The sequence below is a fragment of the Pseudomonas sp. B20(2017) genome, assembly GCF_002113125.1.
GTDB lineage: Bacteria > Pseudomonadota > Gammaproteobacteria > Pseudomonadales > Pseudomonadaceae > Aquipseudomonas.
Window position 1 is genome coordinate 97,640 of record NZ_NEJP01000005.1, and the last position, 12,491, is coordinate 110,130.

8 protein-coding genes are annotated in these 12,491 nt (G+C 59.8%); 3 read left to right on the forward strand and 5 right to left on the reverse strand.

From position 1 onward, the window contains the following. Positions 1-182: 182 nt before the first annotated feature. Positions 183-1,004, reverse strand: a complete 822-nt coding sequence (locus CAF63_RS09030) for a carbon-nitrogen hydrolase family protein (RefSeq protein WP_085684545.1) — start codon at positions 1,002-1,004, stop codon at positions 183-185. A 125-nt stretch (positions 1,005-1,129) separates the two neighbouring features. Between CAF63_RS09030 and CAF63_RS09035 the strand changes: the two genes are divergently transcribed. Continuing rightward, a complete protein-coding gene (locus CAF63_RS09035) occupies positions 1,130-1,930 on the forward strand; it encodes a LuxR C-terminal-related transcriptional regulator (RefSeq protein WP_085684547.1) in 801 nt (266 codons plus the stop codon). Between the two features lie 173 nt (positions 1,931-2,103). Further along, positions 2,104-3,723 carry an FMN-binding glutamate synthase family protein gene (locus tag CAF63_RS09040; RefSeq protein ID WP_085684549.1) on the forward strand — a complete coding sequence of 540 codons (1,620 nt, stop codon included), beginning with the start codon at positions 2,104-2,106 and terminating at the stop codon, positions 3,721-3,723. Here the strand turns inward: CAF63_RS09040 and CAF63_RS09045 are convergent. From CAF63_RS09045 to CAF63_RS09060, 4 genes are all read right to left on the reverse strand, one after another. Next, positions 3,632-5,296 carry a glycosyltransferase family 39 protein gene (locus CAF63_RS09045; RefSeq protein ID WP_085684551.1) on the reverse strand — a complete coding sequence of 555 codons (1,665 nt, stop codon included), beginning with the start codon at positions 5,294-5,296 and terminating at the stop codon, positions 3,632-3,634. The two genes, CAF63_RS09040 and CAF63_RS09045, sit on opposite strands and share 92 nt — an antisense overlap. After that, positions 5,293-5,667 carry a GtrA family protein gene (locus CAF63_RS09050; protein WP_085684553.1) on the reverse strand — a complete coding sequence of 125 codons (375 nt, stop codon included), beginning with the start codon at positions 5,665-5,667 and terminating at the stop codon, positions 5,293-5,295. The genes CAF63_RS09045 and CAF63_RS09050 overlap by 4 nt, the downstream gene beginning before the upstream one ends. Positions 5,668-5,774: 107 nt before the next feature. Continuing rightward, positions 5,775-7,280 (reverse strand): glucosyltransferase domain-containing protein, encoded by a 1,506-nt coding sequence (locus CAF63_RS09055; protein WP_085684555.1) that lies wholly within the window; start codon positions 7,278-7,280, stop codon positions 5,775-5,777. A gap of 171 nt (positions 7,281-7,451) precedes the next feature. Next, entirely contained in the window at positions 7,452-8,873 is a 1,422-nt protein-coding gene (locus CAF63_RS09060; protein ID WP_085684557.1) for an amino acid permease, read from the reverse strand. A 498-nt stretch (positions 8,874-9,371) separates the two neighbouring features. Between CAF63_RS09060 and CAF63_RS09065 the strand changes: the two genes are divergently transcribed. Then, the gene (locus tag CAF63_RS09065; protein ID WP_085684559.1) at positions 9,372-12,482 is read left to right on the forward strand and encodes a transglycosylase domain-containing protein; all 3,111 of its coding nucleotides are present in this window, start codon (positions 9,372-9,374) and stop codon (positions 12,480-12,482) included. Positions 12,483-12,491 lie beyond the last annotated feature (9 nt).

Here is a 12,491-nt window from a genome sequence, read left to right on the forward strand (position 1 = left end):
CCGAGTTCGGCGAATGTTTCGGGTGTTGCGTTGTTGTTCTCGGGTCAAACAGATGTGTTGTCTGGACGGGTCCCATCGCGAGCAAGTCGAATCGTCGCACCGTCGCTCCCACAGTGACCGCGTTCCCTTGTGGGAGCGAGCTTGCTCGCGATGGGGCCAGCCGTGGCGCCACAGGATCAGGATCAGCGCGAGGGGATCAGCAGCTCACGTACTCCGCAGGCGTGTTCAACCACCTCCCCCGGCAATCTCAACCGCTGATCATCCAGATAGCGATAATCCTTGCGCGCCAGCTCCAGCTGGCCGAAATCCAGCTCCACACTGAACCGCCCTTCCTCACGCCCGGCCTCGAACAGCACCGTGCCCAGCGGATCCACCAGCGCACTGCCGCCGGCGAACATCAACCCGTCATCCCCGGCTTCCACGCGGTTGACCATCAGCGCAAACGCCTGGTTTTCCTGGGCCCGGGCCATGATCGCGGTGCGGTGGGTCGGGCCGTACGGGTCCATGTTGCCGTTGGTCACGATCAGCAATTCCGCGCCCAGTTGCGCCAGGGCACGGGCCGATTCCGGGAACTCGATGTCGTAGCAGATCAGCAGACCGACCCGCACGCCGTTCCACAGGCAGGTGGCGTAACGGTCACCTGCCTCGAACACACCGCGATCCGAGGCCCAGAGGTGGGTCTTGCGGTATTTCAGGGCGATGCCTTCGGGGGTAATCAGCAGCGTGGTGTTGTAGAAGCGGCCGTTGTCGTTCTCGGCCATGCCGATCACCACGGCGAGGTTGCGCTCGCGGGCGGCGGCCTGCACCGCGCTGACAGTCGGGCCGTCCAGCGGCTCGGCGATCTGCGCCACGGTGTCGGCGGTCGGGAAGCCCATCAGGTGGGTCTCGGGGAACACGATCAATTGCGTGTCGGCGGCGCAGGCCGCAATCGCCACGAGGGCGCGTTCGAGGTTGTACGCCGTGTCTTTGTCACGGCCCGCCAGCTGGGCGAGTTCGACTTTCATGGGGAGTCCTTGTTATGAGCGCCGGGCGCCGAAAGATTGCCCGGCGGCTGTCTGTGGGCCAGTATGCTTCGCATTCGACCGGCCAGGGAATTACGCGGCCGGGGTAACCCGATAGGGGTAGAGGCATGACTCTTTCGTTTGACGACATCACCTGGCACCGCGCCGTCGGGCAGTTGATCGACGCCCTCGACAAGCCGAATTTCTGGGCGCAACTGGTGCGCCTGCTCGACCAGTACGTGCCGTTCGATAGCTGGGTGGCGCTGCTGTTCAGCGCCGACCGCCACCCGCAGGTGTTCGCCGAATGCCCCGGTGCCGACGGCAGTCCCGACCAGTTGTTTCAGGATTACCTGCGCGGTCTGTACCTGCTCGACCCGTTCTACATCGCCTGCCGCGAGCAATCGCGCACCGGGTTGTATCGCCTGTCGGAGGTCGCGCCGGAGCACTTCGAACTGACCGAGTATTACCAGCGATACTTTCGTCTGAATGTGGTGGCCGACGAAATCCAGTTCAATTGCCAGCTCGAAGGCGACCGTACCCTGTGCCTGTCGCTGGGCAGCCAGCAACGCTTCACCGGCGAGCAGATTGCCCTGTTGTCGCTGATCCAGCCGTGGGTGCTCGGCCTGTTGCGCCAGCGCATGCCCTATGAAATCAACGAAACCGTGGCATTGGCCCCGGCGCCTGTGCAACCGGACTGGCGGGTGCAGCTCGAAGCGTCGGTGCAGCAGCTCAAGGGCGCGCAACTGACCGCCCGGGAACTGGACGTCGGGCGCCTGATGCTCAGCGGTTGCTCCAGTAAAGAAATCGCCCGTAAGCTGGAAATCTCTGTTGAAACCGTGAAAGTCCATAAGAAACACATGTACAGCAAGCTGGGGATCAAATCCCAGTCGGAGCTGTTTTCGATCTTTCTGCAGGCGCAGAACGCCTGACCGTTTTGTGAAGTGGCTTTTTTGTGGGAGCGAGCCTGCTCGCGATGACGCCGGATCAGACAATAATTTTTCTCCTGACAGGCCGCTATCGCGAGCAGGCTCGCTCCCACAAGGACTTTGCACAGCCCTGAGCCCTTCGCGGAAAAACCATGAGTCCGAACCAAGGAAACCGTATGAGCCTGTCACTCCTGAGCCGCTACGCCTTCTTTGCCGTCTGCGTGATTTTCACCCTCGCCAGCCTGCCCTTTCTCGAACACGACTGGCTGTGGCCGATCACCGCCGTCACCGGCGTATTGAGCCTGATCGGTCTGTTCGACCTGATGCAGAGCCCGCATGCGGTGCGCCGCAACTACCCGATCCTCGGCAACATCCGTTATCTGGTCGAAGGCATCCGCCCGGAAATCCGCCAGTACCTGCTGGAATCCGACAGCGACGCCCTGCCCTTCTCCCGCGCCCAGCGTTCGCTGGTGTACTCGCGAGCGAAGAATGAAACCGCCGACAAACCGTTCGGCACCCTGATCGACGTCTACCAGTCCGGCTTCGAATTCATCGGCCACTCGATGCGCCCGGCGCCGCTGAGTGACCCGAACAGTTTCCGCGTCACCGTCGGCGGCCCGCAGTGCACCCAGCCGTACTCGGCGTCGGTGTTCAATATTTCGGCCATGAGCTTCGGCTCCCTCAGCGCCAACGCGATCCGCGCGCTGAACCAGGGTGCCAAACTCGGCAATTTCGCCCACGACACCGGCGAAGGCAGCATCAGCCCCTATCACCGCGAACACGGCGGCGACCTGACCTGGGAACTGGGCAGCGGCTATTTCGGCTGCCGCACCAGCGACGGCCGCTTCGACCCGGAACGCTTCGCCGCCCAGGCGCAGACCCCGCAAGTGCGGATGATCGAAATCAAAATGAGCCAGGGCGCCAAACCCGGCCACGGCGGGATCCTGCCCAAGCACAAGGTCACCCAGGAAATCGCCGATACGCGTGGAATTCTGATGGGCGAAGACTGCATCTCGCCGTCGCGACATAGCGCGTTTTCCACGCCGATCGAGATGATGCATTTCATCCAGCAACTGCGCGAACTGTCCGGAGGCAAACCGGTGGGCTTCAAGTTCTGCCTCGGCCATCCGTGGGAGTTCATGGGCATCGCCAAGGCCATGCTGGAAACCGGCATCCTGCCGGACTTCATCGTGGTCGACGGCAAGGAAGGTGGCACCGGCGCCGCGCCGGTGGAGTTCACCGACCACATCGGCGTGCCGATGCGCGAAGGTCTGCTGTTCGTGCACAACACCCTGGTGGGGCTGAATCTGCGGGACAAGATCAAGCTCGGCGCCAGCGGCAAGATCGTCAGCGCCTTCGACATCGCCAGCGTGCTGGCAATAGGCGCCGACTGGGCCAACTCGGCGCGCGGCTTCATGTTCGCTATCGGCTGCATCCAGTCGCAAAGCTGCCACACCAACAAATGCCCGACCGGCGTCGCCACCCAGGACACCCTGCGCCAGCGCGCACTGGTGGTGCCGGACAAGGCCCAACGGGTCTACAACTTCCACCGCAATACGCTCAAGGCGCTGGCGGAAATGCTCGCCGCCGCCGGCCTCGATCACCCGTCGCAACTGTCGGCCAAGCATTTGGTGCGGCGCATGTCGGCGACCGAAATCAAACTGTTCTCGCAGTTGCACGTGTTCCTGAAACCCGGGGAATTGCTCACCGGGGAAGTGAACGGCGAGTTCTATTCGCGGATGTGGCAGATGGCGCGGGCGGACAGTTTTGAGCCGCAGGAAGTGGTGGCTGCCTGAGAACTCCGGGGTCATCAGCCTCGATTGAGGCTGATGCCTGGTTTTTAGCAAACAACATTGCAGTCGCCTCTCCACTATGTAACGTCAGCATTCGCTTCCAATCAGCTGAGAACGGCGTGCTTGTATCAGAAGCAGGTTTAAATCCAACCCACCAAATCCTGTGCCCTCGACATTCAAATGCCGTTGGGTCATTGAAATAGATCCATCTCAGTTGTTCGGGAATCAAGGCATAGCCTCCGCTATCCACTAACGGTAGAAACTCATCCAACGCTGAGCGCACATAAAATCTTGGCTGAATACCCATGTCGCTGTAGTAGATAAAAGGCAAATAGGAGAGCAAAGAACCAACAACGATCTGGTCTCCATGGCGAATCCGCCGTTGAATCTCTTTCACCAGTTCGCCATATCTGTAGTCCCTGCGCATTTCGGTACCATTCAATTCATCAATTTGCTGAAAAACTGCCAACAGACCATGGGTTTGTGCAGCGACCAACAGCAAAAACGCCGTCGTGGACAACAGAGCAGAGCGCTGCCCCCAGAGATCCAGTGCCAAGGCCATGAACATCGGTAGTGCAGGCGCGGCGAATACAAGATATCGGGGAACAAAAATCGGAGTGATAAGTGTCAGGAGATAAAGCGTAATGACAGGGACACAAAAATAAGTGATCAGCAGACAGCCATATCGCAGCTTGTTTTTTTCCCGTTGTACAAGGATTGTCAGCATGCAAGGCACAATCATGATCAATGGCAACAATCGCCAGAGCGAAGAGGGTGCAACCGTTCCATCCATAACGATGAACTGCCAGAAAAGACCAAGTACCGCTTGAATGGTCACAGGCTCGATCCAGCTATTTGCGGCGCCTGAAAACTGCTGGATCAGATTGGGAATCCACGGAACAAACAACAGCGCAATAGCGCCATTTATACTCAGCCAGCCTAGAAACGAAACGCCTCCTGGCCCCTCCCGACACGCCTGCCACCAGAATAGCCAATGCACGAGTACACACAGGCCTGCGAAGTAGTGGGTATAAAACGCAGCCGTCATCAACAATACATACAGCGTCGCGTAACTCCTTTTACCCGGTTGCCGAATCCAGCAAATCAACACCACCGTGGCGCCCATCAGCCAGAACCCAAGCAAGGCATACATCCGTGCTTCCTGGCTGTAACGAACTGAAATTGGTAGCAATGCCAACAGCAACGCGGCGATCCAGGTCGCCCGGCGTGTGGCAATCAGGCTCATCAACTTGATACTCAGCAGCAACGTGCCGACATCCGCCAGTGCACTCAACGCACGGGCCGGCAGCGCTCCTTCGCCCCACAGCAGCACCCAGTAATGCAGCAGGACGTAATAAAGCGGCGGATGCACATCCAGCGCCGTCAATGCCCAGATGCGTGTCGGTGTTTCTCGGGCCAGTACCAGACTGTAGGCCTCGTCATACCAGATACTCGGCACATCAATGGCGTAGAACCGCACGATCAGGGCGAGGGATACAACCGCCAGAAGGGCCAGTCTGTCGATCCTCAAGAAAGTGAACCCGTCGGAGGCGGCAACGCTCGCAAGGCTTTTCATGCCTGACGCCCAAGAAACAATACGAACCGGAAAAAGCAGTACCCCAGCAACAGATCCACCAGTGAAAACACCGACACCGTCACCAGCCCCGGCAGATTCAATGCATCGGCGATCACGCCTGTGCCGTAGCTCAATGCCCCCATCACGCCGATAAACATCAGGTACGCCAGCACCGACGTTCCGGTCTCGAACGTGTACAGCGCGTTCATGTAAAACGCGAAGGATGCGGCAATGCAAAACGCGGCGAAGTTACTGGCTGCCTGGTCCAATTGAACCGCGCTGCTCAGTACAAAAAAAATCTGCCAGTGAACCAGCGTTGCGGCGAGGCCAATTGCCGTTTGTGCGGGAAATCCTTTCCACAAGATCCTCATCGTCAATCCTTGCTGTCCCGCAACGGGCGGGGCTTTCACGCTAGGGCAAGGTGCGGGTGCGGTCTACTGTCAGAAATTACAGGTGGGCGTTGATTTCTGACCGACGGTTACCATTGCAGCAGGCGGCCATGGGGCGGCTCCTTCATCACGATGAAGCCGTAGTCGCCGATGAGGTAGAGGCGGTAATAGAGGCTGTCCACCAACGGTGGATATCCCATCAGTCCTGCGTGGGTAGCATTGCGCCGCTCACGCTCGGCGACCACGTTGGTGATGCCGGCCGACGGCAGGTTTTCGGCGAGCATGAAGTAATCGATGTTCAGCAGGTATTGCAGCACCGGCAACTGCTTGAACGTACCCACTGCCCCCGCGAGCCAACGGTCGGAGTACGTCACCGAGATATAAATCCGTTTGGCTTCGCGCAGTTCGCGACGGGATGAGATGTCGTGGCTGAGGCTGTAGAGCGCACTGCTGGCGAAGGTTTTCTCCATCGTCAGCACCCGACCATAAGCGAAGGACAACGACAGTGTGGCCAGAAGTGGAATCGCCAGCATCAAGGGCAACCGTTGATGCAGCGGCATCAATCCCAGCCAGGCCAGATAGAACAGCAACATCAGCAGCACGCCGAACCCCATCAAGGTGCGTGCGCCTTCGTTGAAGTCGCGAAACAACAGCGTCATGCCCGGCACCAGCAGCACAATCAGCGGCAATGCCAGCACGCAGCTGAAGCTCAGGAGCAAACCCTTGGCGCGCGACATGTTGCGCTCGCGAATCTGCCGCCCCAATTGCATGCCGCCGAACACAGCACAAAGAACCAACACACCAAAAATCACCGTGTAGCCGCCGTGAAACAGCAGCGCAACCTTCTCCATCACCCGACCGATATTGATGCCAATCTGCAGCAGCGGATCAGCGCTCGCGTTCAGCAATTGCGTGCGTGTGGAGTCCGTGAACGGATAGGCCGTGACGCTGTAAATCATCACTGCCAGCAGCAGTTGCGCCAGCCGCCAGCCTGACCGGCACCAGAGTTCATCCCACGGCACTCGCCGATGAACATTGCGCAGCAATTCCACGCAGCACAAGCCGAGAAACACATTCAGGCTGATCTGATACAGCCCGATCGCCAGCGCCAGCAACACCGACGGCACCAGCCATCGCTGAATGCGCGAGGCACCGCAAAAAGTGATCGCGTAAATCACCGCGACCAGACTTAAGGCCATGCCAGCCCCGTCGTATTGATAGGACAGGTTCTGCAACAGGAACGGGTTGTACCAGAGCGGCAACGGCACCAGACAACAGGCCAGGGTCGGTTCGGGGAAATAGTGGAAGGTCAGCCGGGTCAGGGCGAACGACATCGCTACGGCGGCGAGCAACAGCGGCAATGGAAAAATATTCGGCGCAGCGCCGTTGAACGTCAGCGCCTGATACAGCCAGTCCATGAACAACCGCCCCTGCCCCGCCCAGGCGTTGCCGGCAGCCAGGGTGCGCCAGTTGTCGTCGATGTAGGGAAAGTCGGCGAGGACCAGCGGCAGGGTGTACAGCAGCGTGGCGAGCAGGAAAAACAGCACGACCTGACGGCGGCCGAGTTCTCGTACGAGAAAATCGCTGATCCTCATACCTGCGCCTCTGTTCACGGCTGCGCTGGAAACAACGTAGATAAACCTTCGAACATGACTCTGAATCAGAAGTCGTTTTTTGCGGCGCTTTCAGACCAGCGGCATCAACCTCGCACCCATGAAAAAGCCCCGGACTTTCGACCGGGGCTTTCGAGTTTCAGCAATAACGAATTACGAAGCCGAACGCACCGCGCCCTCTACCGAATCCTTCGGTTGCAGCTTGAACACGTAGAACAAAACGGTCAGCAGCGCCAGGAACGCCGGGCCCACATACAGCGCCACGCGAGTGTCCGGGAAGTACGCCATCAGGCCCACCACCAGCACCAGGAACGCCAGCGCCAGATACGAGCTGACCGGGAACAGCCACATCTTGTACTTGAGACCCGCACGTTCGCTGGCGCTCAGGCCTTTGCGGAATTTCAGCTGGGCCAGCAGGATCATCACCCAGGTCCAGATCGCGCCGAAGGTGGCGATGGACGTCACCCAGACGAAGACTTTTTCCGGCACCAGATAGTTGAGCAGCACGCCCAGCAGCAGCGCGAAAATCGACAGCAGCAACGCCCGACGCGGTACGCCGTTGCTCGAGGTGCGAGCGAAACCGGCCGGCGCCTGGCCGTTCTGCGCCAGGCTGTAGAGCATGCGCCCGGTGCTGAAGATGCCGCCGTTACATGACGACAGCGCGGCGGTGATCACCACGAAGTTGATGATGCCGGCGGCAGTCTTGATGCCCAGACGCTCGAAGGTCATCACAAACGGGCTGCCCTGGGTGCCGATTTCATTCCACGGGTAGATCGACAGGATCACGAACAGTGCGCCGACGTAGAACAGCAGGATCCGCCAGAACACCGAGCCGATCGCATTCGGGATGGTCTTCTGCGGGTTCTTCGCTTCACCGGCGGTCAGACCGATCATTTCCACGCCGAGGTAGGCGAACATCACCATTTGCAGGGACATCAACACGCCTGTCACACCGTTGGGCATGAAGCCGCCGTGGGCCCACAGATTGGAAATCCCCAGCGCCACACCGTCGTTACCGAAACCGAAGGCGATGATGCCGATGCCGCCGAGCACCATAGCGATGATGGTGACGATCTTGATCAGGGCGAACCAGAACTCGAACTCACCGAAGGCCTTGACCGCGATCAGGTTGATCGAGCCCATGCTGACCAGCGCCGCCAGCGCCCAGATCCAGCGCGGTACGTCGGGGAACCAGATGCCCATGTACACCGCCACCGCCGTAATTTCCGCGACGCAGGTCACCAGCCACAGGAACCAGTAGTTCCAGCCGGTGAGAAAGCCCGCCAGCGGGCCGAGGTAATCCTGTGCATAACGGCTGAAGGAGCCGGCGACCGGGTTGTGTACGGCCATTTCGCCGAGGGCGCGCATGATCACCAGGATCGCCAGACCGCCGATGATGTACGAGAGCATGATCGCCGGGCCGGCCATTTCGATGGCCTTGGCCGAACCGAGAAACAGACCGACACCGATACAGGCGCCGAGCGCCATCAGGCGAATATGCCGTTCACCAAGTTCGCGTTTGAGCGGACCGCCTTGAGCGGTTTCGCCATGGGGCGGGTGATTGCCGACTGGCATGGGGGAGTTCCTCGTCTTGTTATTGGATGTGACCACCGAGTGTTCAGACGTCGGCCGATAAGCCTGCGCCTGGGGAAAACCGGCCCTGCTTCGTGGGCAGGACCGTCCCGCAGAAGCAACCTGCGGGATCAGCGGGGCGTGCAGTATAAAAAGCTTGCGACAGGTTTTTTCACTCTATAAGGCATCTGATTCAGACGTAAACCTCGCCAATCACAAGGTTTACGAGACAAACCATCCTGCGTTTTGAGGATTATTCACCACGCAAATGGGCGCCGAGTATTGCACAGCAATGGTGCAACGTCATGCCGCGACCAAAGTCGCAGCGGCCTGAAGAACTCTCTGTTCCGGCCTTTTCAGGCTTTCGATCACTTGCCGCAAAGCAGCAGCCAGATTTGCAGATTTGTTCAGGGTCACTCCTTCACAATTTTTTCACCCGCGCCAACCACCGACTAAGCTTCAGACAAGTCCGATCAATCTGCGTGAATGGATCAATCGACTATGGGCGCTTTGTGGCAAACCGATTCGAGTGAAAAAGTGGTTCCGACTGAACGTGTGGATGAAGCGCCTTTACCTGAAAAACCCCGCCGCAACCGGCACGGGTGGAAGGCTTTCTGGCTCCTGGTGGTGATTATCGCGATTGTCGTGGGCCTGGCCGCGATGAAGGAAATGCGCACCTCGCGTTTTCAGTCCCGCGAGGTCAGCCAGTACGCCGCCAAACTCAAATACGAATTGCAGCCGGGCCCCAGCGAAGCGATCCGCTATCCGGGAAACGGGCCATTCGATCTGCGTCTGGGTTACAGCTCGCTGGACGAGTTCCTGCCGCGGCTGATCAAGCGCAACTACGTGATCACCGAGCAGGCGCGCTTCTCCCCGGCACTGCTCAACTACACCGACAAGGGCCTGTTCGTGCCCTATTCCGAAAAGATCCAGGCCGGGCTGTCGATCACCGATTGCCGCGCCGCGCCGCTGTATCAGTACAACTATCCGCAGCAGCTGTACGCGAGTTTCGATTCGATCCCGCCGGTGGTGGTCAACAGCCTGCTGTTCATCGAGAACCGTTTCCTGCTCGACCCCAAGCAACCCATGGCCAACCCGGCGGTGGACTGGCCGCGCTTCGGCATGGCTGCATGGTCGCAGGTCGCCAAGTTGCTGCACTTGCCGGGGCAGTCGGCCGGTGGCAGCACCCTGGCCACCCAGCTTGAGAAATACCGCCACTCGCCCGACGGGCTGACGGTGTCCGGCGCGGAGAAAATCCGTCAGATGATTTCCGCCAGCGTGCGCGCCTATCAGGGCGGCCCGGACACCTTGCCGGCGCGGCAGAACATCATTCGTGATTACCTCAACAGCGTGCCGCTGTCGGCGGTGCCGGGGCATGGCGAAGTGCACGGCATGGCCGAGGGTTTGCGGGTCTGGTATGGCGCCGATTTCAATGAAGCCAATCGCAAGCTCGCGAGTACCGAAACCGATCCAAAGACCCTGGCGGACAAGGGTCTGGCCCTGCGCGAAATGCTCTCGTTGATGATCGCCCAGCGTCGTCCTTCGCATTACCTGACCAAGGGCCGCGAAGAGCTGGTCGAACTGACCAACAGCCACCTGCGCCTGCTCAGACAGAACGGCGTGATCGACGCTGCCCTGGCCGACGCAGCGCTGGCCAGCACCATCAGCTATCGCGACTGGCAGACCCAGCCGACGATTCAACCGATCGAAACCAACAAGGGCATCAGTGTCGCCCGCAGCCGGCTGGCCTCGATGCTCAACCGTCCGCTGTACGACCTCGACCGCCTCGACCTGTCTGCCACCAGCACTTTGCAAGGCGAGCTGCAAACCCAGGCCACCGCCTACCTGAAAAGACTGGCCGACCCGGCCTATGCGACCGAAGTCGGCCTGATGGGCGAACGTCTGCTGACGCCCACCAGCACCACTCAGGTGCGCTACAGCTTCACCCTGTTTGAGCTGACCCCGGACGGTTCGCGTGTGCGGGTGCAGACCGACAGCACCGACCAGCCGTTCGACATCAACGAAGGCAGCAAGCTGGAACTGGGCTCCACGGCGAAGATGCGGGTACTGACCACCTACCTGCAAATCATCGCGGAACTGCATGACAAGTACGGCGCCATGACCGTGCCGGAACTGAAGAAAGTCGATGTGCCGGACCAGGATCGCCTCAGCCAGTGGGTGATCGATTACCTGATCCAGAACAAGGATCACGACCTGTCGAAAATGCTCGGCGCCGCCCTCGACCGCAAATACTCGGCCAGTCCCGGCGAAGCGTTTTTCACCGGTGGCGGCCTGCATGTGTTCCATAACTTTCGCAAGGAAGACAACGGCCGCATGCCGACCCTGCGCGATGCCCTGCGCGAATCGATCAACCTGCCGTTCATTCGGCTGATGCGTGATCTGGTGCGCTACACCACCTACTCAGGTCCCAACAACAGTGCCGAATTGCTCAAGGACGACCGCGACCCGCGACGTCAGGAATACCTCGCCTCGTTCGCCGACCGCGAAGGCACCTCGTTCCTGCTCAAGTTCTGGAAGAAGTACAAGAACAAGGACACCCAGGCCCGGCTCGACACATTCCTCGACAGCATGCGTCCGACGCCGATCCGCATGGCTGCCGTGCATCGCTATCTGCTGCCCAATGCCGACCAGAAAGACTTCAACACGTTCGTGCGCTCGCACCTCAAAGGCGCCAAGCTCACCGAGAAATTGACCGACGAGCGACTTGAGCGGCTGTATCTCGCCTATGGCCCGGGCACCTACGACCTGCCGGATCAGGGCTTCATCGCCAAGGTCCACCCGCTGGACTTGTGGATGATCGGCTATTTGCTCAACCACCCCGACGCGACGTTCAAGGACATCGTCAAGGCCAGCCAGTTCGAGCGTCAGGAAGTCTACAGCTGGCTGTTCAAAAGCAAGCACAAGGGCGCCCGTGATAGCCGCATCCGCACCATGCTGGAGATCGAAGCGTTCCTCGAAATACATCAACGCTGGCAGAAAGTCGGCTATCCGTTCGATCACCTGGTGCCGTCGCTGGCCACCGCCATCGGCAGCTCGGGCGACCGCCCAGCAGCGCTGGCGGAATTGATCGGCACCATTCTCAACGACGGTGTGCGCATGCCGACCCTGCGCATCGACAGCCTGCACTTTGCTGCAGGCACGCCTTACGAAACGAAACTTGCCAATGACCCGCACGTCGGCAAACGCGTGATGCCATCCGAGGTCGCCACCGCCATGCGTGAAGCACTTTCCCAGGTGGTGGACTCAGGGACGGCAAAACGTGTTTCCGGCAGTTTCAAACTGGCCGATGGCCAACCGCTGACCATGGGCGGCAAGACCGGTACTGGCGATAACCGTATCGAGGCCATCGGTTCAGGCGGTCGAATCCTGAGCTCCAAATCAATCAACCGCACCGCCACCTTCGTGTTCTACATCGGCGACAGCCACTTCGGTACGCTCACCGCTTATGTACCCGGACGCTCGGCGGAAAACTTCAAGTTCACCTCGGCGTTGCCGGTTCAGGTACTCAAAGGCATGGCGCCGATCCTCAACAACTACCTGCAACCGGGCAGCCACACCCAATGTCAGCCTGTGGAGGTAGCGCGCCGCTGAACCACGGCG